This window comes from Pseudidiomarina sp. (assembly GCF_048268165.1).
Classification (GTDB): domain Bacteria; phylum Pseudomonadota; class Gammaproteobacteria; order Enterobacterales; family Alteromonadaceae; genus Pseudidiomarina.
Genome location: NZ_JBLWWA010000001.1, coordinates 676,946 through 703,493, shown reverse-complemented (window position 1 = coordinate 703,493; position 26,548 = coordinate 676,946). Strand labels below are relative to the sequence as shown.

Below are 26,548 nucleotides of genomic sequence, written 5' to 3'. Positions count from 1 at the left end.
TTTGTTATTGGCGACTCAAACGAACAGACTGCGGCGTTTGCTCAAAGTCTGAGCGAAACGGGTTGATGTCTAAACCACCGCGCCGCGTATAACGTGCGTAAACAGTCAGTTGTTCGGGTTTTAGTCGCGTTTTAATGTCCATATAAAGCCGTTCTACACATTGTTCGTGAAATTCGTTGTGGTGGCGAAACGAGATGATGTAGCGAAGCAGAGCAGCATGATCAATTGCAGGGCCACGGTAACGAATGAGTACCGAGCCCCAATCCGGTTGATTGGTGATCAAGCAATTGGATTTCAGTAGGTGGCTATGCACTGTTTCGTCAACCACTTGATTGTCACGCAACTGCAGCAGCTCCGGATTGTATTCGTAACTGTCGATGCGAATGTCTTGATCATCAATGCACTGACCCGGCAAGTCGCTGAACGGCGCCTGCTGTGCTTGTTGCACAGTATAGAGGTGCACTGACACGTGTCCGCCTGCACAGGCGGACAAGTCTTCGGTAAGCTGCTGTTGGACAGCCTGCCAGGTGTCCCAACGGCTATCATTGAAGCTATTGAGATATAATTTAAACGATTTTGATTCCACCAGATTGGTGCTGGTGGCCGGTACACGAAACTCGGCTACCGCAACCTGAGGCACACCTAAGGTATTCAACCACGATAATTCATAACCGTGCCAAATGTCGTCGCCCTGAAACGGCAACGATGCCGCCTCGTTCAGGCCAATTGGCGTGCGATTGAGCTGACGCGGTACTGCTTGCAATAAGCTGGCATCGTACTGGGTCGGATACTGCGTTGGTTGGCCCAAATTCAAATGGGCGAGAGGTTGCTTCATCGATTTCAATTACCTGTTACACTACTGTTTTTTATGCAGTCGGCCATTGTAGCGCCGCTGCTGATGAGTTACCAGAAAAACTGATTTCTGCAAACTAAGCTATCACGTTAGGACTAAATACATGCACATTGATGCCGCATTAGATGAGCTGATTGCTCGTTACCAAAGCGCTTACGCGCAAGCCGAAGTGCCATTGCTCACAGAATCTCATGAAGATTGGCAAGCACCGATTTATGGTGAACCCGCTGAGCAAGACCTTGTGACTTGGCAACCTGTGCGTCAAGCGAAACCGATGCAATTTGATGATTTAGCCAACGCGCTGGAGCAACCGTTTCATCCAGATATTGCCCATTTTTACGGTCGCTGGTTCGCTGCGGATCTCAATGTCAGTTTTGAGCATCATCCACTAATATTGTTACAGAATCATTGTTTAGAGGATGGTGAACGTTTGCAGGCGAATTTAGCGGGCCACGTACTGATGAAGCGTAGGTTGCGTCAGCCAATTACTTTATTTATTGGTTTAGCCGAAGAATCCGATGATTTGTTGGTGAGTATCGACAATGCCAGCGGGCAAGTAGGGCTGGAATTTGTTGGTCAGCCACAGCACGAAATTGTGGCTAATAGCTTGGCCGAGTTTGTACAAAAATTGACGCCTCGCGTAGTGGATTAATTGATCTGAATCAAGTAACTTGAATTGCATCCAACTATAAAAAGTAATTGAGCATTTATCAGGGGTAAAAAATGACAACAACAATAAACCCAGCTCAACTGCGTGATGGCCAGTTGACTTACTTGGTTGCTGAAGACTTGAAAATGGCAGCTTCGCTGCTCTACCAAGCGTATTACGATGATGCATTGTTAATGGCAATTTTTCAGGCCGATAAACCGGACTACGAAAAACGATTACGTGCAGCCATTCGTGAAGAATTGATGGCGTTTTGGGAAGCGAAACAGCCAATGCTGGGCGTGTTTGATGGCGACTCATTAATTGGCGTGGTGTGTTTAACGCAGCCGGGCAAAAGTTTTGGCCCAGGCAAGTATTGGCATTGGCGTTTAAAAATGCTGCTGACAGCTGGCTATGTGAGCACCATGCAGTTGCTTGAAAAAGAGCGGTTGATTCAAGAAGCTGTGCAAGGTGATGATTACCACATGTTAGCTTTTATTGCGGTTAGCCCGCGCTATCAGCAACAAGGCTGGGGGGATTTATTGGTTCGAGCGGCGCAATCAGCCATCGAAGATGAATCGCAGTCACGCGGTATTGCTGTGTATGTAACTCAGCCGCAACATTTTAGCCTATTCGAACAACACGGTTATGAATTGGTTCAAGAATTAAGCGTTGGTGACATCAGCGGTAAGCTGATGTTTCAATCACGTTCACAACTTAATGAGGTGAGCCGTGCAATTTAAAAGTTTTGCGGAATTTTATCCGTACTATTTAAAAGAACACTCTGACCGTCGTTGCCGTGCTATGCATTATATTGGTAGCACGTTGGTGATTGCGGTGCTGGTTTATGCAATTGTGACGCAACAGTGGCTTTGGTTGCTGGCCATTCCTGTGATTGGCTATGGCTTCGCATGGTTGGGGCATTTTGGTTTTGAACACAATAAACCGGCTACGTTTAAGTATCCGGCTTATTCATTGCTTGGTGACTGGGTCATGTATGGCCAGTTTTTGCTGCGCCTAATTGGTATAAAGTCAGGGCCTAAGGGCTCGGGACCCGGTGCGGCGGGGTCGTAATTTCAACCAATCGCATATTAAGTAGTGTAGCTTGGCCGTTATATCGGCTTTCACCATCGCTACTGAAGCCAAATTCATAGCGACTTAACCAGCCAAAATGGCGTTGCAACTTGGCTGGGCGACCGCCTTGCCATGCAATATCAAGAAACTGCAATTGTTGTTGCTTGCAGTACTGCTCAACATAGCGCCGAGCCTGCTCAGCTTGGCGGCGACCTTGCCAGAAGATCAAAACGACAAAACCAACCAATAACAATGCAATAGCATCAGCTAGAACCATTATTGCGCTCCAATAAATTGCTGCCAAGCTTTGTACAGCGGTGTTGGTAAGTCGTTACGCTGCACTAAACCCAGCGCAAATATGCGGGTGTCAGGAAGGCGTAGGATATCACGAACAATACCTGCAAACAGGGCGGAATTGTTGAGCTCTGCACATCGTAGTAGATAAGCTTCCATTAAGTCGCCACACAGTGCTGGCCAAAGCCTGGCGACGATAATCACTAACTCGTCGGCGGTGGCAACGGGCATGCGCTGCGCGAGGTGCTGTTGCAACGTGGCATCCGATGCAAACCCAGCAAGGGCGCGCAAGCTATTAATTCGCACCTGACTGCTATCGTCAGTTACACAGGCCAGCAATGGCTCTTTCATGGTGTCTGGTGCTGCGGTGTGTTCGAGTGCCTCGGCTAGCGCATTCTGTAACGGTTCTGGGTACTTCGCGAAGTTTGCAGCAATGGCCGTAGCCGTTGCTGCATTGTTATGCAGCCGCGCGGCAACATCATGAATGCCTTGAATGCCAAGTTGTTGCCAACCTTCCGCAGTTGGCTGAAGCAGTTCGCTTTGGGCCGCTTCATAATAGCGTGATGGCGAGCGCTGCCAACGCACGGTCAATTGTGCATGCACCGCCGCGCGTTTTGCTTCAGAGGGAGTGAACAAATAGGCTGACTGTTGCAACTGTTGTTCTTGCTCATCGCTCAGTGCCCCCGTAATTTGCTGCCCTAACATCGCGATCACTTGCGTCATGAACTCCTGTTGCGCAGCATGATTGAGCAAACCACGCTCGTCCAATGGCATTTTCAGGAACCATAAAAAGGGTTCAGGTTGCTCGGCTGTAAGCTGCGGCCAGAACACCACGGCGAACCAAGCATGATCTTGCAGCGGGTAAGGGTAGGGGCGTTGTTGCGCACATATGGCACTAAATGTATCCGCATCGATGGCTTGTACGCGGCGGCCTAAATCGTATACGACGAAGTCGCTTTGGCTCTCGCTGAGTAATTCAGCTAGGTTTGTAATGGTCATGAAACTTGCATCATTTTCAATTTTGCTTAAAGATGACGGCCATTATAACTAAAATAAGTCGTGGAGGTAGTCATGGACCAACGACAACGAGCTGCTCGTTTGCTCGAGCGTATTGAAGCTGAGTTGAATTGTTTGGGGTTATGGCAGACGCATTACCCGTCCTCGCAAGCTTTGGCGAGTACGGAGCCCTTTGCTATGGACACCCTAGATTTTCATCAGTGGCTGCAATTTATTATGTTACCGCGCATGTGGGCCATGCTGGATGGTGAGCACCCGTTGCCGCAAAATATTGCGGTGAGCCCTATGGCCACTCATGTTTATCGGGAAGAAATGGAACATCATGAAGGCTTGATCGCGAGCTTACGCGAATTTGATATTTTATTGAGCGGTGCTGACCCGTTAGCTGATGACGTCTAATTTCAATCAAGAATTGACCGTCTTATTTGAAGATGATTATTTTGTGGCGGTCGACAAACCCAGCGGCTTATTGGTGCATCGCAGTTGGATTGCGCGCGAGGCAACGGAATTTGCGCTGCAGAAAGTCCGCGACCAAATTGGTCAGCGCGTCTATCCGGTGCACCGTTTAGATCGGCCAACCTCAGGAATCTTGTTGTTTGCAAAAGATGCCGATACGGCACGCGCAATGACAGATATTTTTACCAGCCGACAAATTGAAAAGGTGTATCACGCCGTTGTGCGCGGATACATCGATGACGGTGTGTTAGATTATCCACTGAAAGAAGAACTGGATAAAATAGCGGACGCCCAGGCCAATCAAGACAAAGAGCCGCAAGAGGCAGTGACCGAATATAGCTGCATACAGCGGATTGAATTGCCGTTTGCGGTGGGTAAACGACACCCTACATCGCGTTACTCATTGGTTGAGCTGCGCCCTAAAACGGGCCGAAAGCATCAATTGCGGCGGCATATGTCGCACTTACGCCATCCAATCATCGGAGACAGCAACCACGGTGATGGGCGTCATAATCGCTTTTTCCGTGAACACTTTGGTTTAAACCGACTGATGTTGGTGGCAACATCGCTGCGCTTTGATCACCCGCATACAAAAACGGCAGTTCATATTGAACTGCCGTTACCGGATGATTTACTCAAGCCGTTTCAAACGGATTAATCGCCAGCGCGAAGTAATTCGTTGATACTTACTTTCGCACGCGTTTTAGCGTCAACCTTTTTCACAATAATGGCCGCGTAAAGGCTATGCGTACCATCTTTTGCTGGCAGGTTCCCAGGCACTACGACTGCACCTGCTGGCACGCGGCCGTAATGAATTTCGCCGGTTTCACGGTCGTAAATACGGGTGCTTTGACCAATGTAAACGCCCATTGAAATCACCGCGCCTTCTTCTACGATTACCCCTTCAACAATTTCTGAACGGGCGCCAATGAAACAGTTGTCTTCAATGATGGTAGGCGCTGCTTGCAGCGGCTCAAGTACTCCACCAATACCAACACCGCCTGACAAATGCACGTTTTTACCAATCTGTGCGCATGAGCCAACGGTCGCCCAAGTGTCGACCATGGTGCCTTCATCAACAAACGCACCGATATTTACGTACGAGGGCATAAGTACGACATTGCGACCGATAAATGCTCCTTTTCGCACCATGGCTGGTGGCACAACGCGCATGCCTTCGGCACGGAAGCGGGCATCGTCATAACCAATAAACTTGCTATCCACTTTATCGAAAAAGCGGGTTTCACCGCCGTTCATCAAGTGATTATCTTGCGTGCGGAACGACAGCAGTACTGCTTTTTTCAGCCATTCGTTTACCACCCATTGCCCGTTTATCTTCTCAGCAACACGCAGTTCACCTTGATCAATTTTTTGAATAACTTCGGTTAAATCGCGCTGCAACTCAGCAGGAACGCGACTTGGAGAAATCTCTGTGCGCTGCTCGAAGGCAGCTTCAATACGTGTTTGTAAGGTGGTCATTTTATATCCTGTTACTTCATTCAGTGGCGTGTAAATACGCCTGATTAATTATCCAAGGCAGCGATAATCTGCTCACGCAAGTGTCGCTTCTGTTCATCATTAAGCGCTTCATTGCGCCGCGTGGTAACTGTGAATAAGTCTTCAGCTTGTTCGCCGACGGTGGTGATTTTAGCGGTTAGTATGTTTAAATCCAATGCTTGAAGCACTTTAGCAACGTGTGCCACAAGGCCAGGACGATCAAGTGCAGTTAATTCAAAGGCCGTACGGCGCGGGTTACGTTCGCTAACAAACTCAACTTTGGTTGGCACATTGAAGCTACGTAACTGGCGCGGAAGCCGCCGTTGTGCGCCCGGTGCAGGCTGGCGTTGACGCAGTACGTCATGCAGTTGTTGCTTAAGGGATTCGATACGGCGTACGTCAGTAAGCGGCTCACCATCATCTTGCAGCACCACAAAAGTATCCATGACATAACCGTCGCGGGTCGCCAAAATTTGCGCGTCATGAATGCTCAGCGCTTGGCTGTCGAGAACCGCTGCGACCGCTGCAAATAGGTTTTCGTGTTCAAGGTGGTAGACAAATAATTCGGTGGTGCCTTGGTTATTCTCGTCGCCAACTAAAATTATTGGCAGTTGGTCATCGGATTCGGCAGCCAAAATGTATTGTGAATGCCATGCAATTTGTTCTGGTTGGTGCCGCAAGAAATAATCGGCGGTAAACCGGCTCCATAACTCATTTACGGGTTGCGCATCGAAACCAAGACTCAGCAGCAGACCCATGGCGTGCGCCTGATGTTGATGAATACGCTGGCGCATTTCCGTTGCTGCGGAAGGTTTGCTCTGTGCCAAAAACTGTTTAGTGGCCTGATAGAGGTTTTCCAACAAAGTGGCTTTCCAGTTATTCCATAAACTGCTGTTGGTGGCACGAATATCAGCAACGGTCAGGCAATACAAATAATTCAGGTGACGTTGTGAGCCAACTTTTTCGGCAAACAGGCGGACAACTTCAGGATCGTGAATGTCACGTTTTTGTGCAGTTACCGACATGAAAAGATGATTGCGCACTAACCACGCAATTAATTCGCCGTCGTGGTCATCGAGATTGTGTTGCTGAGAGAAGTTAAGCGCATCCACTTCGCCTAATTCGGAATGATCACCGCCACGGCCCTTGGCAATGTCGTGAAATATACCGGCAAGGTAGAGCAGCTCAGGTTTGTCCATGGTGGCGACAATTTCGGCACACAGTGGAAATTCCTGTTGGTAGTCAGGGTCACTGTAGCGGTAGAGGTTGCGAACCAAGCGAAAGGTGTGTTCATCAACCGTATAGGCATGAAACAAGTCGAATTGCATCTGACCGACGATTTGTTGCCACTGTGGCAGATAGTGTGCCAGCAACTGGTGCTTGTGCATTAAGCGAAACGCGTCACCGCAGCCGCGTGGGTGGCTTATGAGTTGCATAAATAGTTTGCGGCACGCGGGCAGGCTGTTGAGCGGTTGGCGTAAAACCCGACGCGCATTTCGTAACAGGCGAATGGTGTGGGCCTGTAGATGCTTAATTTGGCTATTTTGTGCAACCAGCAGCACGCATCGCAATAGATTTTCGGGGGTTTCAAAAACGCTGTCGTGACGAGCCGCAATAAGTGAGCCAATGGCTTCAAAGTTATCATCAAGCTGCTTTCGAGTCGCTTCGTTGGCATCACCAAGAATGGTTTGTTCAAAAAATTGCAGCAACATTTCGTTCAATTCGGTAACACCTACCACCGCATTGAAATAGTCTTTCATCATGGCTTCTACGGCACGTTTACCAGGTTCGCCATAACCCAGTCGCGCGGCAATACCGGGTTGATAGTCAAAAAGGAGTCGATCTTCCTTTTTGTCTGCCTCTAAATGCAGCGCAAATCGAATACGGCCTAATAATTGTTGATATTCACGTAGCTCAAGTAACTCTTCGGCGCTGATATAGCCGTGCTGCACCAGCGTTTCGTCGTTTTGTGTATGAAAGTGCCGCTTTGCTATCCAACCGATGGTTTGTATATCGCGCAAGCCGCCCGGATTACTTTTAACATTTGGTTCTAGGTTGTAAGCGGAGCCATGGTAGCGTTGATGCCGTTCTTGCTGCTCGTTAAATTTGGCTTGATAAAAGGCGCGACTCGACCAAGGGAAATCACGTTGTACGCGCCACAAGAATGTATCGGCAAGGGTTTGGTCACCACAAATAAGGCGTTGCTCGAGCAAGCTGGTGGCCACGGTAACGTCGGCAGCGGCTTGTTCAAAACATTGCGCTGGCGTACGTACGCTGTGGCCAACGTCTAGGCGCAGATCCCACAGCAGTTGAATGAAGTTACGAATGGCCTGCTGTTCGGTGTCATTTAGATCAGTTTCATGCAAAAACAATAGGTCAATGTCGGATTGTGGGTGCAGATGACCACGGCCGTAGCCGCCAACTGCAATTAAACTGATTTGGGTTTTATGCAACTCGAACTGCTGCCACAACTGTTGCAGCAAGGTATCAATAAATTCGCTGCGGTGAGCGAGGAGAAAGTCAATATCAGCGGTTACAAAAGCTTCTGCGGACCACGTATGGTAAGCTTCGAGGCAATCGCGCCCCGAGCTTAAAGTGACCGGTTTCGGCCAGCAAGGAGGGGCGCTATGCATGGTGCGTTAGCTCTCGTGACGAATAACGCGTGGCAAATCTTCGTCGCTACGCAGGGTTAAAACTTCCACGCCGTCTTCGGTGACTAACAGCGTGTGTTCCCATTGGGCGCTCAGGCTGCGGTCTTTCGTGAGTACGGTCCAACCATCGCGCATGAGTTTGGTGTGGCGCTTGCCCGCATTCACCATAGGTTCGATAGTGAAACACATGCCAGGCTCTAATAAATCGCCAGTGCCAGCCGTGCCGTAATGCAGAATTTGTGGCTCTTCGTGAAACACCGCGCCAATACCGTGGCCACAATATTCCCGCACAATGGCGTAACCATGCTGTTCAGCATGCTTTTGAATTACTGCGGCAAAGTCGCCAGTGCGCATGCCCGGTTTAACCATTTTAATTGCCATGTATAAACATTCTTGAGTGACACGAATTAATCGCTCAGCGAGAATGCTTGGCTTACCACCCACAACAAACATCTTTGAGGTGTCACCATGATAGCCATTGAGCTTTACAGTAACATCCAGGTTCATGATGTCGCCGTCTTTGAGCGGCTTTTCATTTGGGATACCATGACAAACCACATGATTTAATGACGTGCACACCGACTTGGGGAAACCGTGATAATTGAGTGGTGCAGGAATTGCACCATGTTCGACAATGTAATCGTGACAAATTTTATCAATTTCAGCAGTGGTTACGCCGGCCTTTATATAAGGGCCAATCATTTCTAATACGTCGGCAGCAAGTTTGCCGGCGGCACGCATTTTTTCAATTTCGTCAGGTGTTTTGATAGTAATGCTCATGGGGCTGATTCAGTCCGTACTCTATACAATTTAATTGTGCGTAGTTTATCAGCAAAGGGCGAGGCCGTGAAGCGCTGGAAATACGCTATAAAATTTGATTTATGGCCATAAATTATGGTATAAAGCGCCCGCAATTCGAATTGCAAAAACTAAAAGTACGTTAACGACTTCGTTAACACTTAACCACACACATACATCGACACATAGGTCGGGGTGCTCAAGACAACGGTTTACGTCGCGGGTCGAACTATGGGATGTATGGAGGCATAACCCCTTAAAAAGGAAAAAGATCATGGCAAACGTGTCAATGCGTGACATGCTGAAAGCTGGTGTACATTTCGGTCACCAAACCCGTTTCTGGAACCCAAAAATGAAGCCATTCATTTTTGGCGCGCGTAACAAGATTCATATCATCAACCTTGAAAAAACTGTTCCTATGTTCAACGACGCGTTGAACTTCTTGCAACACGTTGCTTCAAACAAAGGTAAAATTTTGTTTGTTGGCACCAAGCGTGCGGCATCAGATTCAGTTCAAGAAGCAGCTGTAAACTGTAAACAGTTCTACGTAAATCATCGCTGGTTAGGTGGTATGTTGACTAACTGGAAAACAGTTCGTCAATCAATCAAGCGCTTAAAAGAACTTGAAATCATGAGCCAAGACGGCACTTTCGAAAAGCTGACCAAGAAAGAAGCGTTGATGAACTCACGCGAAATGGAAAAGCTTGAGAAGAGCCTTGGTGGTATTAAAGATATGGCTGGCTTGCCAGACGTATTGTTTGTAGTTGATGCTGATCATGAGCACATTGCAATTAAAGAAGCGAATAACCTGGGCATTCCAGTTATTTCAATCGTTGATACCAACTCAAACCCTGATGGCGTTGATTATGTAATTCCTGGCAACGACGATGCGATTCGTGCAGTACAACTGTATTTGAACGCAGCTGCTACAGCTATCAACGAAGCGCGCGGCGTTGTTGTTGAAGGTAAAGCAGACGATTTCGTTGAAGCTGACGAGACTGAATAAAGTCATCTGATTAGAGGACAAATACATGGCTATTACAGCAGCTCTGGTTAAAGAACTGCGCGAGCGCACTGGCGCTGGCATGATGGATTGCAAAAAAGCATTGGAAGAGACGAGCGGCGATATCGACGCGGCGATCGAAAACATGCGTAAAAGTGGTCAAGCGAAAGCAGCTAAGAAAGCTGGTCGCGTGGCTGCTGAAGGTGTAATCCTGACTAAAACCGAAGGTAACGTAGGTACTTTGGTTGAATTGAACTGTGAAACTGACTTCGTTGCACGTGACGACAGCTTCTTGGCTTTCGGCCAGAAAGTTATCGATGCAGCCTTCGCAAATAAAGAAACTGACGTTGAGAAGCTTAAAGCAACCAACATCGGTGACGGTAGCGTTGAAGAAGTTCGTGAAGCGTTAGTTGCTAAAATTGGCGAGAACATGAATGTTCGCCGTGTTATCACTGTTGACGGTGGTGACTTGGTTGAGTCTTATGTTCACGGCGGTCGTATCGGCGTATTGGTTGCTATTACTGGCGGTGACGCTGATTTAGCACGTGATATCGCGATGCATGTTGCAGCAAGTGCACCTCAGTTTGTTAAGCCAGAAGACGTATCAGCGGAAGTGGTTGAGAAAGAACGTGCAATTCAACTTGATATCGCAATGCAAAGTGGCAAGCCACAAGAAATTGCTGAGAAAATGGTTGAAGGCCGTATGCGTAAATTCACTGGCGAGATCAGCTTAACTGGTCAAGCGTTTGTGAAAGACCCATCAATCACTGTTGCAGACTTACTGAAGCAGAAAGGTGCTGATGTGCTAACTTTCGTTCGTTTCGAAGTTGGTGAAGGTATTGAGAAGAAAGCTGAAGACTTCGCTGCTGAAGTACAAGCTCAAATGGCAGCAGCGAAAAAGGCTTAATGCCCATGACGCTGCCGACGACAAACAGTCGATAATAGAAACCGCATCCTGCTCGGCAGGATGCGGTTTTTTTTTAGGGTGAAAGCCCGAAAAACCTGAACATGGAGCGAACTGATGACCCCAACTAGCAAACCTGCATACCGTCGTGTACTACTTAAATTAAGTGGTGAAGCTTTAATGGGTGACGAGCCCTTTGGCATCGATGCGAAAGTTTTGGACCGCATGGCTCAGGAAATTAAAGAGTTGGTTGAACTGGGCGTTCAAGTAGGTCTGGTGATTGGTGGTGGCAACCTGTTCCGCGGTGAAGGTTTAGCAAAAGCGGGCATGAACAGGGTGGTCGGTGACCACATGGGCATGTTAGCTACTGTTATGAATGGTCTTGCTATGCGTGATGCGTTACATCGAGCGTTTGTTAATGCGCGATTGATGTCAGCCATTGAACTGGCCGGCGTTTGTGACAGTTACAATTGGGCTGATGCGATTAGCCTACTGAAATCAGGTCGGGTCGTGATTTTCTCAGCGGGTACTGGTAATCCATTTTTTACGACGGACTCAGCAGCGTGTTTACGTGGTATTGAAATTGAAGCTGAATTGGTTCTTAAAGGCACCAAAGTGGATGGTGTGTATTCCGCTGATCCGGTAACCAATCCTAATGCTAAACTGTTCCGCCGAATCAGTTATAATGAGGTGCTGGAGCAGCAACTAAAAGTTATGGATTTAGCTGCGTTTACGTTAGCGCGTGACCATAACTTACCAATTCGTGTATTTAATATGAATAAACCGGGTGTATTAAGAGCCGTGATTATGGGCGAAGAAGAAGGTACACTAATCGCTAATGAAAGCGTGGTTGAACAAGCATAAACATCGGTGTTTATGTGTTAAGAATTGAAAGGATGAATAAACGTGATTAACGAAATAAAACAAGATGCCAAGCAGCGTATGGAAAAGAGCGTTGAAGCGCTCCGCTCGCAAATTTCAAAAGTACGCACAGGGCGTGCGCATCCAAGTATTCTTGACGGTGTTATGGTGCCATATTACGGTGCTGATACCCCATTGAAGCAACTTGCGAACATAACCGTGGAAGACTCGCGCACGCTGGCGTTGACGGTGTTTGATAAGTCGTCAACTGCAGCTGTTGAAAAAGCAATCATGACTTCTGATTTGGGGTTAAACCCAGCATCGGCGGGTACTGTGATTCGCGTACCTTTGCCAGCTTTAACGGAAGAGCGTCGTCGCGATTTGGTTAAAGTAGTGCGTAACGAAGCAGAGCAGGGCCGCGTTGCGATACGAAATATTCGCCGTGATGCAAATAGCGATTTGAAAGAATTATTGAAAGAAAAAGAAATTAGTGAAGACGAAGAACATAAAGCAACTGACGATATCCAAAAGCTAACTGACATGTATATCGCAAAAATTGACGAGCTGCTGGTAGAAAAAGAAAAAGATTTGATGGAAGTTTAAGCAGTCGTAGCTATTCCACGTTGGTGGACCGCGCCGTGTCAGGTATACTCGCACGGCGTTTTTTCTTGTATGGCACTCGATATGACAACAACGGAAGTCTCTACAATTACAATGCCACGGCACGTGGCCATTATCATGGATGGTAACGGGCGTTGGGCACAAATGCGCGGCAAGCGGCGTACCGCTGGCCATAAAGCTGGTGCGGACGCTGTTCGTGCTGCGGTGCAGTTTGCCCGTAAGAAAGGCATTGAGTCGTTAACGTTATTCGCTTTTAGTAGCGAAAACTGGAATCGACCAGAGCAAGAAGTATCAGTGCTGATGGAACTCTTCATGACCGTTTTAAAACGCGAAGTGAAGAAATTACATAAGTACAATGTTAGGCTAAAAATAGTTGGTGATAAGTCAGCATTTAGCGCGCGTTTGCAAAAACAAATGCAAGAAGCGGAACAAATGACGGCTGACAATACCGCATTAACGTTGAACATAGCGGCGAACTACGGCGGTCATTGGGACATTACCAATGCTGCGCGTAAATTAGCCGAACAGGTTGCCGCTGGGCAGCTACAGCCGAGTGAAATAACCACTGCGTTGTTAGCAAGCGAATTGGAACTTGCTGACCAACCGGTACCAGATTTACTTATAAGAACAGGTGGCGAACACCGAATTAGCAATTTTCTGTTATGGCAATTAGCTTATGCAGAATTTTATTTTAGCAAGGTATTATGGCCGGACTTTGATGATCGTGAATTTGCTGCTGCGATCGCGGATTTCAGTTGCCGAGAGCGCCGTTTTGGTTTAACCAGCGAGCAGCTCCAGCAGGCCATTTTAGATACCGATGTGACGACCGGGGACAAGTTTGCTTAAACAACGCATATTAACCGCACTCTTTTTAATCCCGTTAGCACTCTATGTTGTGTTTGCGCTACCTTTATTTTGGTTCGCGGTTGCAATCATAGTGCTGATGACAGCCGGCGCCTGGGAATGGGCGCCGTTAATGAATGTGACTCGAAAAAGTGCACGGATAGCGTACACCCTTTTTATTGCTGCGGCGTTAGCGCTGTTAACGTGGTTTGTTCCACTCGATCAAATTTGGCAAAACGGTCAACTTGACCCAATCATTTACGTGTTAGTGATTGCGGGTTGTGTGTGGTGGGTGATTGCCACTGCATTAGTTATTAACTATCCGCGGAGTCGTCGTGTTTGGTCGCGTACGCGTTCGATAGTTGGCGTGTTCGGCATGCTAACGCTATTACCCGCCTGGGCTGGCCTGATTGCTGTACGGTCGTTAAATTATGCTGAGCAGCCATTATTTGGCGGTTTCGCCGTACTGTTTGTATTGCTGTTGGTGTGGGCTGCCGATGTAGGTGCCTATTTCGCTGGTGTGCGCTATGGGCGTAACAAGCTAATGCCAGCGGTAAGTCCGGGTAAAACGATGGAAGGCCTGCTGGGCGGCATAACGCTCGCTTTTGTGGTGATGATGGTACTGGCGCATTGGTTAAAAATTCCCGCTGAACAATTTTCAGGGTATTACATCACGGGATTAGTTACGGTGGTGGCATCGGTGTTCGGTGACTTGAACGAGAGTATGTTTAAACGCTGTGCTGGGGTAAAAGACAGCGGCTCGATACTGCCCGGACATGGTGGAATACTTGATCGTATTGACAGCTTAACCGCAGCGCTGCCAATTTTCACCTTATCTTATTTGTGGTTTTTGACCTGATATGAAACAGCGAATTACGATTTTAGGTGCAACAGGGTCAATCGGTCAAAACACGCTCGCCGTGGTGGCAATGCAACCTGAACGTTTTGAAGTGTTTGCGCTGACGGCAAATGGCAACGCTGAAGCAATGGCCGAACTGTGCTTAAAACATCGTCCTGAATACGCGGTTATGGCCGATGAACAGGCAGCTCTCGCGCTGCAACGTAAGCTCGGTGGTATTCAGTGCGAAGTGCTCGCGGGTGAATCAGCATTGGCGCAGGTTGCTGCGGCGGAGCAAGTTGATACGGTGATGGCGGCTATTGTAGGTGCAGCGGGACTGATGCCGACCATGGCTGCAGTAAAAGCTGGGAAGCGTGTTTTACTCGCTAACAAAGAAGCCTTGGTCATGTCCGGCCAGATATTTATGGATGCGGTAGCAACTCACGGCGCTGAATTGCTACCCATTGACAGTGAACATAACGCTATTTATCAATGTTTGCCAAAAGAAGTACAGCAACCGCTTGGGCATGCTGACTTAGCGCAAGCTGGCATTCATCAGATACTGTTAACGGGCTCTGGTGGGCCATTTCGAGAGTTACCTTTAGCAGAGCTTGCGCAGCAAACGCCAAATGCTGCATGCAATCATCCGAATTGGTCGATGGGCCAAAAAATCTCCGTCGATTCAGCAACCATGCTCAACAAGGGGCTGGAGTACATTGAAGCGCGCTGGTTATTCAATTGTAAACGCGAGCAGTTGCAAGTTGTGGTGCATCCGCAAAGCGTGATTCATTCAATGGTTAGTTATCTAGACGGTTCCGTTTTAGCGCAACTGGGGCAACCCGATATGCGTACGCCAATCGCCTATGGCTTGAGCTACCCAGAGCGCATACCAAGTGGTGTGGAAGCTTTGGATTTTTTGAGTTTAGGCGCCTTGACATTTATGCCCGCGGACCCAGCACGTTACCCTTGTTTGCAGCTTGCGATAGACGCATGTTGGGAAGGGCAGTGGGCAACCACCGCATTAAACGCAGCGAATGAAATTGCTGTTGCAGCTTTCCTGGAACAACGTATTCCGTTCACCGCTATTGCGCACATTTGTGATAGTGTATTAAATCAATTGAACCGACGTGAACTCAATACGGTCGAAGGTTTAATTGAATTCGATGGTGAGGCACGTGCGCGTGCACGACAGCAAGTGGAGCGGTTTTCATAATGGGTAGTATTGTTTGGTCGCTCGGTGCATTTATTGTCACCCTTGGGATACTCGTGACCTTTCATGAATTTGGTCATTTTTGGGTCGCCCGACGCTTCGGTGTCAAGGTTTTAACTTTTTCGGTCGGCTTTGGTAAACCAATCTGGCAACGCGTAGCTCGAGACGGCACCGTTTATCAAGTTGGCTTGATTCCTTTAGGCGGTTATGTTCGCATGCTCGATGAGCGTGTCGACACGGTTGCGCCAGAAGAACGTGCATTAAGCTTTAATTCGAAAACTGTAGCGCAACGCGCAGCAATTGTTGCTGCTGGGCCTATCGCTAATTTTGTACTGGCTATTGCGGTGTTGTGGGCGATGTTTTTAATTGGTGTGCCTTCAGTAAAACCAATTATTGGTGAAATAGCACCGAATTCGATTGCAGCGCAGGCCGGTGTGCAAACGCCAAGCGAGATTATAGCGGTAAATAGCAGCACTACCGAAGACTGGCAACAGGTTAATTTGCACCTGGCAGCAGCCTTGGGTAACGACGTAGTAACCTTGCAAACGCGGGATACCAATAATCGTTTACGTGACTATCAGCTGGATATTCGTACCTGGCGTTTGAATGATAAACAACAGCCGATGTACGTTGCTTTGGGGATGCAGCCATTCCAACCTGAAGTGTCGTTGGTATTAAGTTACGTGGCAGAAAATTCCCCAGCGGCCGCTGCGGGCATGCAAGTAAACGATAAAATTATAGCGTTTGATGGAACTCCTCTAACGGATTGGCCTCAAACGAGAGACTTAATTATGCAAGCTGCTGGCGAATCGGTAGAAATTACCGTAGAGCGTGCTGGCGAAATGCGCACGTTGGACGTAATACTTGGGCAGCGTGAAGTTAACGAACAACAGATTGGATTTCTTGGGGTAGAGCCGACTGTAGCACCATACCCTGACGAATATCGATTTACTCAGCAGTTTGGGTTGATTGAAGGTTTCACACAAGGTGTGCACCGCACATGGGAACTGATGGTTCTTAGTGTAAAAATGATTGGCAAGCTACTAACTGGAACGGTTTCAGTTAGTAACTTGAGCGGTCCAGTAGCGATCGCAGAAGGAGCAGGAGCTACAGCCAGTTATGGCTTAGTTTATTTTTTAGGGTTTCTAGCATTAATTAGTGTCAACTTGGGTATTATTAATCTGGTTCCGTTACCAATACTTGACGGCGGCCACCTCGCGTTTTTAGCCATTGAAGGTGCGCGCGGAAAGCCGGTTTCAGATGGTGTCCAAGACGTTTGTTACCGCATTGGCGGGATTCTAATTTTTGCGCTCATGGCAATCGCTATCAGTAATGATATTTTGCGGTTGTCGCAATGAAACGACATGTACAACATAACAATTAAGTAGCACAGAATGACGTTGAAACAGCTGTTCTTAAGCGCCCTGGTTGCAGCGGCGTCACTTCCCGCACAAGCAGTAGCGAGTAGTGCCGAGAGTAATTCGCAAATAAAAAATGATGTGTTCGTGGTTGAAGATATTCGTGTGCGCGGTTTGCAGCGTGTAGCTTTAGGCGCCGCATTAACTTATATCCCTATTCGCGTTGGCGACCAAATTGATGCGAATCGAATTCGCGCCAGCATACGTTCACTAAATTCAGCCGCGTACTTTGAAAATATTGTGGTTCTTCGGGAAGGTAACACGTTAATTTTTAATGTGATTGAACGCCCGACAATTTCCGGTATTGAGTTTGACGGCAATAAAGAAATTGAAGATGAGCAGCTTGAACAAAGCTTAACGGATAGTGGCATTGTGGTGGGTGAGCAACTCGACCGCACCATGATTGCATCCATCGAATCCGGCTTGGAAGACTTCTTCCACGGCGTTGGTAAGTACAATGCCAGTGTTGATATCAGCGTGATTGAATTGCCGCGTAACCGTGTGCGTTTAAGCTTAGTGTTTGATGAGGGCGACTCAGCAGAAATTGAGCAAATAAACATTGTTGGTAATAAGAGTTTTACCGACGACCAGTTATTAGCTGATTTTGAATTGAAAGACCAATTGCCTTGGTGGAACTTCATTGGTGAACGCCGTTACCAGAAACAGCAGCTAACGGGCGATTTGGAAAAGCTTGAAAGTTTTTATCGTAACCGTGGTTACTTAGCGGTGCAGATTGAATCTGTACAAGTGAGCATGACGCCGGACAAAGAGGGTGTTTACATAACCATCAATGTTAACGAAGGCGACGTTTACAATGTGCGGAATGTTACTGTTATTGGCGATCTGAAAGGGCACGATGAGGTGGTAAAACGCCTTGTTTCGATTGAGCCAGGAACCCGATATAACGCTGAACAGATCACCTTTTTAGAAGAAGCGATTTCGAAGTTTTACGGCCGTTACGGTTATGCATACCCTGAAGTGCGCGCAATTCCTGATATGGAAGAAGGCAGCAACGATGTTGATTTAACCTTCTCGGTAACGCCCGGACAACGCATCTATGTGGATCGCATTAATTTCATTGGCAACAACGTAACAGCCGATGAAGTACTTCGTCGCGAAATGCGTCAACTTGAAGGTGCGCCGCTAAACGACATGCTCATAGAGCAAAGTAAAGTGCGCCTTGAGCGTCTTGGTTTCTTCGAAACCGTTGAAACATCGACACGTAAATCGGACAGCACCGACGATCGTGTTGAAGTCGACTTCACTGTGAAAGAACAACCATCAGGCAGCTTTAATTTTACCTTAGGTTACGGCGATTACTCTGGTTTTCAGGTTGGGCTTGGTCTATCGCAAGAAAACTTCCTAGGTACCGGTAACCGTGCAGCGATTAACTTGAACACCAATCGCTATAATAAGAGTGCATCTATCTCTTACACGGACCGTTATTTGACCAAAGACGGTGTTAGCCTCTCGGGTCAGCTTTACATGAGTGAGTTTGATGCGGGTAACTTAGAAAACTATATTCGCTACAATAAGAAGCAATATGGTATTGGCAGCTCAATCGGTTTCCCAATTAATGAAGTTACAAGCCTCAACTTTGGTGCAACCTATCGCAATGAACAAATCACTAACGTTGATAGTTACGATCAAGTGTCACGTTTTTACAGCCCTTATGTTGACGAACAAAACCCAAACCAAGGGGTTTCGTTTGATATATTCGAGCTGTCTGCGGGAATTAATCGCGTTACGTTAAACCGCGGTATGTTCCCTACAGCGGGTACGTCAAACTCATTGCAGTTCGAAGTGGCAACACCGAACAGTGATGTGAATTACTTCCGAACCAGTTATGACTTCCGTCACTATTTACCGATAACCAACGATCACAGCTGGGTATTTATGACACGCCTGCGATTAGGTTACGGTAATGGTTATGGTAGCGACGACGCTGGCAACGATTACTTGTTCCCGTTTTATGAGAACTTCCGTTTAGGGGGTCGCGATAACTTGCGTGGATTTGAGGGGAACACTATCGGCCCTCGCGCGGTCTACCGTTATCCACAGAGTATTTCGGGACAAACAGGGTACTATGGCGTACCAACTGGGTTGCCAACGCACCCTGGTGCTGATTTGCTTGCCGTTAGCGAATTCTCAGTAGGTGGTAATGCGATGGTTGTAGGTGGTTTGGAGCTTATTGTACCAACACCGTTTATTTCAGAAGAGAATAAGAACACCGTTCGCACGAGTTTTTATATTGATGTAGGTAATGTCTGGGACACGGAATTTGACTACGATGCGTATAGCCAGCTAGGTTTAGCAAGTGGCTCGCAAGAGTTAAAAGACTTCAGTGAACCAACCCACTATCGCGCTTCGGCCGGTGTTTCGATACAATGGTTGTCACCAATGGGGCCAATAACCTTATCATTTGGTCGACCAATACAATCTGAACTGTCCGACCGAACGCAGACATTTACGTTTAATATCGGCACAACATTCTAATAAATATCAAGGAGTTAAATGTGAAAACTATTGTTAAATCGAGCATTGCAATTGCATTACTTTCGTCTGCGTTGTTTGCTAATGCTGCTGAAGCTCAGCAGAAAATTGGCTTTGTGAGCGTGCAAGAAGTTCTGGCTAACCTGCCACAGGCACGTAACCTGGAACAACAAATTCAAGACGAATTTAAAGCACAAATTGAAGAAGTAAACGCAATTGAAGAAAAAATGCGTGGCTTGAGTGAGAAAGCACAGCGTGATGCATCAATTATGTCGCCAGGTGAGCGTGTAAAGATGGAACGCGAAATGGAAATGCTGGACACGACGCGTCAACTAAAAGTGAAAGCATTGCGTGAAGACATGGGTCGTCGCGGTAACGAAGTTCGCGATCAGCTCATGGGTGAAGTGATGCGTAATGCACAAAGCGTTGCCACAGAGCAAAGCTTTGACGTGGTATTGCAACGTAGCGCGCTGGTTTATGGAAGTGACGCTGCAAACCTCACCGATGAAGTCATCAAAAAAATGACAGGTGGAAACTAAGTTAATGCAAACACTGACATTGCAGCAGCTCGCTGACGCAATAGGTGCGGACGTGCAGGGTGACCCTGCACTGCCCATTCAAGGTGTAGCAACACTTGCCTCGGCCATGCCGGGGCATATTGCGTTTTTAGCCAATGAAAAATATCGCAGTCAGCTAGATAGTAGCCAAGCCAGCGCAGTTATTGTTGCGCCTGACGTTGATGTGCCTGATGGTATGGCGGCGTTGCGAATGAAAAACCCGTACGCTGGCTTTGCTAAAGTTGCACAATTATTGGATACCACGCCGAAACCTGCCGATGGCATTCACCCCAGCGCACAGATTCACCCAACTGCAAAGATTGGGAAAAACGTTTCAATAGGCGCCAATGCGGTTATTGCTGAGCAGGTTGAACTGGCTGATAATGTAACTGTTGGCGTGGGTTGCTATATTGGCCCGAACACGCGTATCGGAGTTGGCACGCAGTTATGGCAGCATGTGGTGGTTTACCACAACTGCGTAATTGGCGAAAATTGCTTAGTGCATGCTGGCACCGTGATTGGGGCTGACGGATTTGGTTGGGCAAATGAAGGCGGTAAGTGGATAAAAATCCCACAACTTGGCCGCGTGGTCATCGGTAATCGCGTCGATATTGGTGCGAGTACTACAATTGATCGCGGCGCATTGGACGATACGATAATTAGCGATGGCGTGATTATTGATAATCAGTGCCAGATTGCACACAACGTATTTATTGACGAAGACACAGCGATAGCAGGGTGCACAGTTTTAGCAGGCAGCTGCCGTATTGGGAAGCGCTGTTTAATTGGCGGAGCGACTGCAATAAACGGCCATATTTCAGTGTGTGATGATGTTCAAATCAGTGGTTTTTCCATGGTTATTAAGGAAATCACTGAACCGGGCGCTTATGCTTCAGGTATTCCAGCAGCACCGCAACGTGAATGGCGACGAAATGGTGCGCGTTATCGCCAACTTGACGATTTATTCCAGCGCGTCAAGAAAATTGAAAAGCAACTTAATAACTAATAATTACTTAAAAAACGAGGATGACGCTTTGTCTGAGAGTGGCGCATTTGATATTAAAGAAATACTCAGTTTATTACCCCACCGGTATCCATTTTTACTGGTTGATAAAGTTGTTTCCTGTGATAACAAAACAACCATTCATGCGGTAAAAAACATCACCGTGAATGAACCAATTTTTACAGGTCACTTTCCGGGTAATCCAATTTTTCCTGGGGTGCTCATTCTTGAGGCTCTTGCGCAGGCGTCTGGGCTCCTTGGTTTTAAAATCACCGCCAGCCAACCTGGCGTGAATGACTTATACTTATTTGCAGGTGTTGATAACGCGCGCTTTAAACGCCAGGTGTTACCGGGGGACACGTTGAATTTACACGTTACGTTTGAAAAAGAACGTCGGGGCATTTGGGTCTTTAAAGGGCGAGCTGATGTTGATGGTGAATTGGCATGCAGTTGCGATATCATCTGTGCAAGAAGGGAAACCTAAGTGATACATCCTACCGCTATCATTGATGATTCAGCCCATATTGGGAAGAACGTTGAAATTGGTCCTTACAGCATTGTTGGGGCCAATGTTGAAATCGGTGACAATTGTGTCATTGGTCCACATGTAGTGCTGCGTGGCCCAACAATACTGGGTAAGAATAACCGAATATTTCAATTTGCCTCGGTGGGTGAAGATTGCCAAGACAAAAAATATAAGGGCGAACCGACGCGCTTAGTGATTGGCGATAACAATGTCATTCGCGAGTGTGTCACCATTCATCGTGGCACGGTGCAAGATCAAGGTTTGACCCAGCTTGGCAGCAACAACTTATTGATGGCTTATGTTCATGTCGCGCATGACTGCATGGTGGGTGATAACGTGATTTTGGCCAACAACACCACACTGGCTGGGCATGTACATGTAGGTGATTGGGCCATTCTTGGCGGATTCACCGGTGTTCATCAATTTTGTCACATTGGTGCACACGCATTCACTGCGGTTAATTCGGTGGTGGTTCAGGATATTCCGCCATACATTATGGCGCAGGGTCACAATGCAGCACCGCGTACAATCAATGCGGAAGGCCTAAAACGCCGTGGCTTTAAACCAAATCAGATATTGAATATTAAGCGGGCATTCAAGTTACTCTACCGCCAAGGGCTGACCATTCAAGAAGCGGTTGAAAAAATGCGCGAGCTTGATGCTGAAACCGAGCTACAGCCAATGATTGATTTTGTGCTAAATAGCCCACGTGGAATTATTCGTTAAGTTCATTAACGGCGCCCAATTATGACACACCAAAAACCTCTTATTGCCGTTATCGCTGGCGAGCATTCTGGTGACTTGCTTGGCGCAGGAATGTTACGTGAGCTTCGCGTACGGTATCCTCAAGCTGAGTTTATCGGTGTGGGGGGCCCGCTAATGCAGGCGCAAGGGTTGACCAGCCTGGTACCCATGGAAGATTTGGCGGTTATGGGTATCGCTGAGGTATTCGGCAGTTTGTTCAAGCTGCTGGGACACCGGCGTAAGCTGGTCAACACGTTTTTACAACGTCGCCCCGATGTTTTTATTGGCATTGACGCGCCAGATTTTAATTTACCGATTGCCAAACGCTTGAAAGCTGCTGGAATTCCTACGGTGCATTATGTCAGCCCATCAGTGTGGGCATGGCGACAAGGGCGCATTCATGGCATAAAGCAGTCGGTTGACCATGTGCTTTGTTTATTGCCTTTCGAAAAAGAATTCTACGACCAACATCAACTTGCTGCCACCTTTGTGGGCCATCCATTAGCAGACTCAATTCCCATGCATTGGGCGAAGGCCTCGGCGCGCGAGCAACTTGGCTTGGACGCAGAAGCGACCTGGGTTGGCGTGTTGCCGGGCAGCCGCAAGGGCGAGATTGCACGCATGGCGCCATTATTTTTAGCGGTCGCCGAACGTTTATTGCAGCAGAACCAACAACTGAAATTTGTAACACCGATGATTAGTGAGTCGCGTGCAACTCAGTTTCGCCTGTTGCAGCAGCAACTGGCGCCGCAATTACCGTTGACAATTATTGACGGACATTCACGTGAAACCATGGCAGCCTGTGATGCGTTGATGCTTACCTCGGGCACTGTAACGCTTGAGGCCATGCTGATTAAACGCCCAATGGTGGTCGCGTATAAGTTTAATTGGTTAAGCTTTCACATGATAAAACGATTGTTTAAAGCGCCATTTTTCAGTTTGCCTAATCTACTTGCTGGCGAAGCTTTAGTGCCTGAATTCGCGCAAAATGAGGCAACCGTCGACAACTTAGTAACCGCCATGCAAGCTCAGCTTGGCCCTCAGGCAGAGCAAACTGTACAACGCTTCACGCAGCTGCATGCGCAAATCCAGCGTAATGCAGACGTGCTCAGTGCTGACGTTGTGCAAAGCTACATAACCCCTTAATCCGCGCGTTATAATTCGAAAAAATCGAACACAAAGCGTCATTTTTCGCAATAATCATTCGATTAATTACCAGCTATACTGCATCCATGTTAATTAAAGCAACGTACGTAAGTTGCCAATGTGGAGATTGAAATGGGCTTATTAGTTGATGGTAAATGGCAAGATAAATGGTATGACACAGACAGCACCGACGGTAAGTTTGAGCGCAGTGCTGCACAATTTCGGAATTGGGTTGAAGCTGATAAAAACGCTAAATTCCCCGCCGAAAGTGGGCGTTATCATCTTTACGTGAGCTACGCTTGCCCGTGGGCGCATCGAACACTAATTTTCCGCAAGCTGTTGGGCTTAGAGCAACATATTTCAGTGTCTGTAGTGCACCCGTTGATGCTTGAAAACGGTTGGGAGTTCTCCGAAGAACCCTTACACGATGGCTTATACAGCCTCGACTACCTGAATCAGTTGTATTTAAAAGCTGACTCGAACTATAGCGGTAGGGTCACTGTGCCGGTGTTGTGGGATAAACAACAACAAACCATAGTCAGCAATGAATCCGCGGACATTATTCGCATGTTTAACAGTGCATTTAATGACCTAACGGGCAACACCTTGGATTTTTATCCGGAGGCGTTACGCACTGAAATCGACGCAATTAATGAGCGGGTATACGACAACGTAAATAACGGCGTGTATAAATGTGGTTTTGCGACAAAGCAGGCGGCTTATGAAACGGCGTTTGCGGCTTTGTTTGATGAATTGGATGCATTGGAACAGCGTTTAGCAACGCAGAAGTTCCTGGTCGGCGATACGCTTACAGAAGCGGATTGGCGTTTATTTACAACCTTGGTTCGTTTTGATTCGGTTTATGTGGGCCACTTTAAAACCAATCAAAAACGCATTGTTGATTACCCGAACTTGTGGGCCTATGTGCGTGCCTTATACCAAGTTCCGGGCGTAGCGGAAACGGTGGTGATGGACCATATCAAACAGCATTACTACGGTAGCCATCATATGATTAACCCAACCGGGGTCGTGCCAGTTGGGCCGTCAATTGATTTTATGGCGCCACATGAGCGTGGAGAGGTGTTATGAGTGGAATTATTCTAAGTCGGCATCGCGGTATGCCCGCGCAAGATGGTGCAGGGGTTAAATTAACACGCATTGTTAATCAACCAAGCCTACGTCATCAAGACCCATTTCTAATGTTGGATGAGTTTCGATCGGACAACCCGAATGATTACATTGCAGGGTTTCCGCCGCATCCACACCGTGGCTTTGTAACCTTAACCTATATGCTTGCTGGACGTATGGAGCATAAAGATTCAAACGGTAACACGGGGGTGGTTGAAACCGGTGGCGCGCAATGGATGAAAGCTGCCCGCGGCATTATTCACGCTGAAATGCCGAAGCAAGAGGATGGCCTCATGTGGGGGTTTCAGTTGTGGATAAACTTGCCTGCAGCACGCAAAATGGAAGCAGCAGATTGGGCTGATTTTCCGCAAGATAAGATTGGTGTCGTGCGCGGTGAAGGTGCAGAGCTGCGCGTTATAGCCGGCGAGCTCGAGCAGCAACGGGGCCCAATTCAGCAGCCGGAGCAAAGCTTTTTGATGGTGGATGTGCGAATGTCGGAAGGTGCGACGTATAGTGTCGAAAGCCAACAACAACAAACACGCTTGGCTTATGTGTACCAAGGCAGCATACTGCTTAATGACGAGCCGATTGCACGCGGTGAGTTGGTGCGCTTGCAGGCTGATGGCGATTTAAACTTGAAAGCAGGGAGCGATGAGCCGGCAGGCGTAATTTTGCTCGCGGGTAACCCTATTGGCGAACCCATTGCGCAGTACGGCCCTTTTGTCATGAATACGCAGGCAGAAGTAGAGCAAGCTATACGCGATTACCAAGCGGGTAAATTAACCGCATAACAGATGACGCAAGGAGCTTCCATGTCCACACAGCTGCCCACACAGATGCGCGCACTCAGCGCCGGCGCTGACAATACGGTGCTTTGGCAGCACCGCGATCTACCTAAAGTGCAACCCAATGAGGTACGCATTAAGGTTGCCTACAGCGGGATGAACCGCGCCGATTTGATGCAACTGGCTGGCCACTATCCGCCACCGCCAGGGGCATCAGATGTGTTGGGGTTGGAAGTTAGCGGGGTGGTGCATGCCGTTGGTGCTGAGGTGAGTGCGCACCAAGTGGGTGACACAGTCTGCGCGTTGTTAGCCAGTGGTGGCTACGCTGAGTACGTTTCAGTGCCTGCGAATCAAGTGTTGAGCATACCTAAAGGCTTGGAGCTTGCTCATGCGGCGGGTATCTGTGAAGTGTTTGCGACGGCATGGTTCAACATATATGACATTGCAGCGACTCAGCCGGGCGAGCGAATTTTAATGCATGCAGCGGCAAGTGGTGTGGGTCAGGCGGTGTTGCAGTTAGCGCAAGTGTTTGGCAACCCAGTATTCGCCACGGCGGGTGCCGACGCGAAGTTGAAGTTAGCGCAGCAACTCGGTGCGGAGCAAGTTTGGAATCGGCATCACGGCAGTTTTGTTGACGCTGTTAAGGCGTGGGGTGGTGCTGATGTTATTCTTGACCCAGTTGCGGGCAGTTACATTGGGTGGAATCAAGAAGTACTGAATCAAGATGGGCGCTTGGTGGTGATTGGACTCATGGGGGGCCGGGTTGCCGAACTCGATGCCGGCCGGTTGTTAATGAAACGGCAACGCATCATCGGGAGTACCTTGCGCAGTCAACCGAATCGGGTAAAAGCACGTATTATGGCTGACCTCTATACGCATGTGTGGCCGTTGTTGGAACAGCAGCAGGTGCATCCATCAATTGACGATGTGCTGCCCATTGCGCACGTTGAGGACGCATTCAAACGCCTGCGGGAGAATGATACCCAAGGCAAACTTGTATTGGTTTGGTAAGTTTCAGGAATAGATTGCGAGAAAGAAGTGGTGGAGGGGGCAGGATTCGAACCTGCGAAGGCTGAGCCGTCAGATTTACAGTCTGATCCCTTTGACCGCTCGGGAACCCCTCCACACGAGGCGGGCATAATAGCAGATTGAGCCTGCCTGTAAACCCGTTTATGATGATGG

28 protein-coding genes and 1 tRNA gene are annotated in these 26,548 nt (G+C 48.0%); 22 read left to right on the top strand and 7 right to left on the bottom strand.

The features are described 5' to 3' along the window. Positions 1-4: 4 nt before the first annotated feature. The gene (queF, locus tag ACN0UY_RS03315) at positions 5-835 is read right to left on the bottom strand and encodes an NADPH-dependent 7-cyano-7-deazaguanine reductase QueF (RefSeq protein WP_417665360.1); all 831 of its coding nucleotides are present in this window, start codon (positions 833-835) and stop codon (positions 5-7) included. Between the two features lie 121 nt (positions 836-956). On the opposite strand from queF, the gene syd reads away from it, so the two are divergent. The 3 genes from syd to ACN0UY_RS03300 all read left to right on the top strand — a co-directional run bounded on the left by syd (position 957) and on the right by ACN0UY_RS03300 (position 2,573). After that, entirely contained in the window at positions 957-1,505 is a 549-nt protein-coding gene (gene syd, locus ACN0UY_RS03310; RefSeq protein ID WP_417665359.1) for a SecY-interacting protein, read from the top strand. A 71-nt stretch (positions 1,506-1,576) separates the two neighbouring features. Next, complete coding sequence (locus tag ACN0UY_RS03305) at positions 1,577-2,242, top strand: GNAT family N-acetyltransferase (protein ID WP_417665358.1); 666 nt, start codon at positions 1,577-1,579, stop codon at positions 2,240-2,242. Continuing rightward, positions 2,232-2,573 (top strand): Mpo1-like protein, encoded by a 342-nt coding sequence (locus tag ACN0UY_RS03300; protein ID WP_417665357.1) that lies wholly within the window; start codon positions 2,232-2,234, stop codon positions 2,571-2,573. The genes ACN0UY_RS03305 and ACN0UY_RS03300 overlap by 11 nt, the downstream gene beginning before the upstream one ends. Here ACN0UY_RS03300 and ACN0UY_RS03295 read toward each other — a convergent pair. Together ACN0UY_RS03295 and ACN0UY_RS03290 are read right to left on the bottom strand one after the other, a co-directional pair. Continuing rightward, positions 2,539-2,850 carry a DUF3301 domain-containing protein gene (locus ACN0UY_RS03295; RefSeq protein ID WP_417665356.1) on the bottom strand — a complete coding sequence of 104 codons (312 nt, stop codon included), beginning with the start codon at positions 2,848-2,850 and terminating at the stop codon, positions 2,539-2,541. The two genes, ACN0UY_RS03300 and ACN0UY_RS03295, sit on opposite strands and share 35 nt — an antisense overlap. Beyond that, complete coding sequence (locus ACN0UY_RS03290) at positions 2,850-3,866, bottom strand: DUF3549 family protein (protein ID WP_417665355.1); 1,017 nt, start codon at positions 3,864-3,866, stop codon at positions 2,850-2,852. The genes ACN0UY_RS03295 and ACN0UY_RS03290 overlap by 1 nt, the downstream gene beginning before the upstream one ends. A gap of 72 nt (positions 3,867-3,938) precedes the next feature. On the opposite strand from ACN0UY_RS03290, the gene ACN0UY_RS03285 reads away from it, so the two are divergent. After that, a complete protein-coding gene (locus ACN0UY_RS03285; protein ID WP_417665354.1) occupies positions 3,939-4,283 on the top strand; it encodes a YqcC family protein in 345 nt (114 codons plus the stop codon). Further along, a complete protein-coding gene (gene truC / locus ACN0UY_RS03280; RefSeq protein WP_417665353.1) occupies positions 4,273-4,998 on the top strand; it encodes a tRNA pseudouridine(65) synthase TruC in 726 nt (241 codons plus the stop codon). Before ACN0UY_RS03285 ends, truC begins: the two co-directional genes overlap by 11 nt. Here truC and dapD read toward each other — a convergent pair. Genes dapD through map form a run of 3 tightly spaced genes read right to left on the bottom strand, consistent with a single transcriptional unit; the run spans position 4,995 to position 9,268 of the window. Continuing rightward, a complete protein-coding gene (gene dapD, locus ACN0UY_RS03275) occupies positions 4,995-5,819 on the bottom strand; it encodes a 2,3,4,5-tetrahydropyridine-2,6-dicarboxylate N-succinyltransferase (RefSeq protein ID WP_128351676.1) in 825 nt (274 codons plus the stop codon). The genes truC and dapD overlap by 4 nt on opposite strands. Positions 5,820-5,863: 44 nt before the next feature. Next, entirely contained in the window at positions 5,864-8,470 is a 2,607-nt protein-coding gene (gene glnD / locus ACN0UY_RS03270; protein ID WP_417665352.1) for a [protein-PII] uridylyltransferase, read from the bottom strand. 6 nt (positions 8,471-8,476) lie between these two features. Further along, positions 8,477-9,268: a type I methionyl aminopeptidase gene (gene map, locus ACN0UY_RS03265; protein ID WP_417665351.1), complete on the bottom strand. Its 792-nt coding sequence runs from the start codon at positions 9,266-9,268 to the stop codon at positions 8,477-8,479. A gap of 292 nt (positions 9,269-9,560) precedes the next feature. Here map and rpsB point away from each other — a divergent pair, with 292 nt between their 5' ends. From rpsB to ACN0UY_RS03180, 17 genes are all read left to right on the top strand, one after another. Further along, positions 9,561-10,292 (top strand): 30S ribosomal protein S2, encoded by a 732-nt coding sequence (gene rpsB, locus ACN0UY_RS03260; RefSeq protein ID WP_128351673.1) that lies wholly within the window; start codon positions 9,561-9,563, stop codon positions 10,290-10,292. 25 nt (positions 10,293-10,317) lie between these two features. After that, positions 10,318-11,196 carry a translation elongation factor Ts gene (tsf, locus tag ACN0UY_RS03255; RefSeq protein ID WP_417665350.1) on the top strand — a complete coding sequence of 293 codons (879 nt, stop codon included), beginning with the start codon at positions 10,318-10,320 and terminating at the stop codon, positions 11,194-11,196. A 114-nt stretch (positions 11,197-11,310) separates the two neighbouring features. Then, complete coding sequence (gene pyrH / locus ACN0UY_RS03250; RefSeq protein WP_181950945.1) at positions 11,311-12,057, top strand: UMP kinase; 747 nt, start codon at positions 11,311-11,313, stop codon at positions 12,055-12,057. A 42-nt stretch (positions 12,058-12,099) separates the two neighbouring features. Further along, positions 12,100-12,657: a ribosome recycling factor gene (frr, locus tag ACN0UY_RS03245; protein WP_417665349.1), complete on the top strand. Its 558-nt coding sequence runs from the start codon at positions 12,100-12,102 to the stop codon at positions 12,655-12,657. 81 nt (positions 12,658-12,738) lie between these two features. Further along, on the top strand, positions 12,739-13,521 hold the full coding sequence (uppS, locus tag ACN0UY_RS03240; protein ID WP_417665348.1) for a polyprenyl diphosphate synthase: 783 nt from the start codon (positions 12,739-12,741) through the stop codon (positions 13,519-13,521). Beyond that, positions 13,514-14,377 carry a phosphatidate cytidylyltransferase gene (locus ACN0UY_RS03235; RefSeq protein ID WP_417665347.1) on the top strand — a complete coding sequence of 288 codons (864 nt, stop codon included), beginning with the start codon at positions 13,514-13,516 and terminating at the stop codon, positions 14,375-14,377. Before uppS ends, ACN0UY_RS03235 begins: the two co-directional genes overlap by 8 nt. Before the next feature lies 1 nt (position 14,378). Then, a complete protein-coding gene (ispC, locus tag ACN0UY_RS03230) occupies positions 14,379-15,569 on the top strand; it encodes a 1-deoxy-D-xylulose-5-phosphate reductoisomerase (protein ID WP_417665346.1) in 1,191 nt (396 codons plus the stop codon). Then, a complete protein-coding gene (rseP, locus tag ACN0UY_RS03225) occupies positions 15,569-16,924 on the top strand; it encodes a sigma E protease regulator RseP (RefSeq protein WP_417665345.1) in 1,356 nt (451 codons plus the stop codon). Before ispC ends, rseP begins: the two co-directional genes overlap by 1 nt. Positions 16,925-16,960: 36 nt before the next feature. Further along, positions 16,961-19,480 carry an outer membrane protein assembly factor BamA gene (gene bamA / locus ACN0UY_RS03220; protein WP_417665344.1) on the top strand — a complete coding sequence of 840 codons (2,520 nt, stop codon included), beginning with the start codon at positions 16,961-16,963 and terminating at the stop codon, positions 19,478-19,480. A gap of 20 nt (positions 19,481-19,500) precedes the next feature. After that, positions 19,501-20,016, top strand: a complete 516-nt coding sequence (locus tag ACN0UY_RS03215) for an OmpH family outer membrane protein (RefSeq protein ID WP_417665343.1) — start codon at positions 19,501-19,503, stop codon at positions 20,014-20,016. A gap of 4 nt (positions 20,017-20,020) precedes the next feature. Beyond that, on the top strand, positions 20,021-21,040 hold the full coding sequence (gene lpxD, locus ACN0UY_RS03210; protein WP_417665342.1) for a UDP-3-O-(3-hydroxymyristoyl)glucosamine N-acyltransferase: 1,020 nt from the start codon (positions 20,021-20,023) through the stop codon (positions 21,038-21,040). 28 nt (positions 21,041-21,068) lie between these two features. Further along, entirely contained in the window at positions 21,069-21,521 is a 453-nt protein-coding gene (fabZ, locus tag ACN0UY_RS03205; RefSeq protein ID WP_128351662.1) for a 3-hydroxyacyl-ACP dehydratase FabZ, read from the top strand. Continuing rightward, complete coding sequence (gene lpxA, locus ACN0UY_RS03200) at positions 21,522-22,289, top strand: acyl-ACP--UDP-N-acetylglucosamine O-acyltransferase (RefSeq protein WP_417665341.1); 768 nt, start codon at positions 21,522-21,524, stop codon at positions 22,287-22,289. 18 nt (positions 22,290-22,307) lie between these two features. Further along, entirely contained in the window at positions 22,308-23,453 is a 1,146-nt protein-coding gene (gene lpxB / locus ACN0UY_RS03195) for a lipid-A-disaccharide synthase (RefSeq protein ID WP_417665906.1), read from the top strand. A 132-nt stretch (positions 23,454-23,585) separates the two neighbouring features. Beyond that, complete coding sequence (locus ACN0UY_RS03190; protein WP_417665340.1) at positions 23,586-24,542, top strand: glutathione S-transferase family protein; 957 nt, start codon at positions 23,586-23,588, stop codon at positions 24,540-24,542. Beyond that, positions 24,539-25,372: a pirin family protein gene (locus ACN0UY_RS03185; protein WP_417665339.1), complete on the top strand. Its 834-nt coding sequence runs from the start codon at positions 24,539-24,541 to the stop codon at positions 25,370-25,372. Before ACN0UY_RS03190 ends, ACN0UY_RS03185 begins: the two co-directional genes overlap by 4 nt. Before the next feature lie 21 nt (positions 25,373-25,393). Further along, entirely contained in the window at positions 25,394-26,377 is a 984-nt protein-coding gene (locus tag ACN0UY_RS03180) for an NAD(P)H-quinone oxidoreductase (protein WP_417665338.1), read from the top strand. A gap of 28 nt (positions 26,378-26,405) precedes the next feature. On the opposite strand, the gene ACN0UY_RS03175 is transcribed toward ACN0UY_RS03180, so the two are convergent. Then, a tRNA-Tyr gene (locus ACN0UY_RS03175) sits at positions 26,406-26,490 on the bottom strand. Between the last annotated feature and the right edge of the window lie 58 nt (positions 26,491-26,548).

Coding starts and splice junctions, on each gene's coding strand:
- ACN0UY_RS03180 (WP_417665338.1), top strand. CDS start 25,394: ATGTCCACACAGCTGCCCACACAGATGCGCGCACTCAGCGCCGGCGCT.
- ACN0UY_RS03305 (WP_417665358.1), top strand. CDS start 1,577: ATGACAACAACAATAAACCCAGCTCAACTGCGTGATGGCCAGTTGACT.
- ACN0UY_RS03290 (WP_417665355.1), bottom strand. CDS start 3,866: ATGACCATTACAAACCTAGCTGAATTACTCAGCGAGAGCCAAAGCGAC.
- ACN0UY_RS03295 (WP_417665356.1), bottom strand. CDS start 2,850: ATGGTTCTAGCTGATGCTATTGCATTGTTATTGGTTGGTTTTGTCGTT.
- ACN0UY_RS03185 (WP_417665339.1), top strand. CDS start 24,539: ATGAGTGGAATTATTCTAAGTCGGCATCGCGGTATGCCCGCGCAAGAT.
- glnD (WP_417665352.1), bottom strand. CDS start 8,470: ATGCATAGCGCCCCTCCTTGCTGGCCGAAACCGGTCACTTTAAGCTCG.
- ACN0UY_RS03285 (WP_417665354.1), top strand. CDS start 3,939: ATGGACCAACGACAACGAGCTGCTCGTTTGCTCGAGCGTATTGAAGCT.
- rpsB (WP_128351673.1), top strand. CDS start 9,561: ATGGCAAACGTGTCAATGCGTGACATGCTGAAAGCTGGTGTACATTTC.
- tsf (WP_417665350.1), top strand. CDS start 10,318: ATGGCTATTACAGCAGCTCTGGTTAAAGAACTGCGCGAGCGCACTGGC.
- ispC (WP_417665346.1), top strand. CDS start 14,379: ATGAAACAGCGAATTACGATTTTAGGTGCAACAGGGTCAATCGGTCAA.
- uppS (WP_417665348.1), top strand. CDS start 12,739: ATGACAACAACGGAAGTCTCTACAATTACAATGCCACGGCACGTGGCC.
- bamA (WP_417665344.1), top strand. CDS start 16,961: ATGACGTTGAAACAGCTGTTCTTAAGCGCCCTGGTTGCAGCGGCGTCA.
- truC (WP_417665353.1), top strand. CDS start 4,273: ATGACGTCTAATTTCAATCAAGAATTGACCGTCTTATTTGAAGATGAT.
- lpxD (WP_417665342.1), top strand. CDS start 20,021: ATGCAAACACTGACATTGCAGCAGCTCGCTGACGCAATAGGTGCGGAC.
- dapD (WP_128351676.1), bottom strand. CDS start 5,819: ATGACCACCTTACAAACACGTATTGAAGCTGCCTTCGAGCAGCGCACA.
- queF (WP_417665360.1), bottom strand. CDS start 835: ATGAAGCAACCTCTCGCCCATTTGAATTTGGGCCAACCAACGCAGTAT.
- map (WP_417665351.1), bottom strand. CDS start 9,268: ATGAGCATTACTATCAAAACACCTGACGAAATTGAAAAAATGCGTGCC.
- syd (WP_417665359.1), top strand. CDS start 957: ATGCACATTGATGCCGCATTAGATGAGCTGATTGCTCGTTACCAAAGC.
- ACN0UY_RS03190 (WP_417665340.1), top strand. CDS start 23,586: ATGGGCTTATTAGTTGATGGTAAATGGCAAGATAAATGGTATGACACA.
- rseP (WP_417665345.1), top strand. CDS start 15,569: ATGGGTAGTATTGTTTGGTCGCTCGGTGCATTTATTGTCACCCTTGGG.
- pyrH (WP_181950945.1), top strand. CDS start 11,311: ATGACCCCAACTAGCAAACCTGCATACCGTCGTGTACTACTTAAATTA.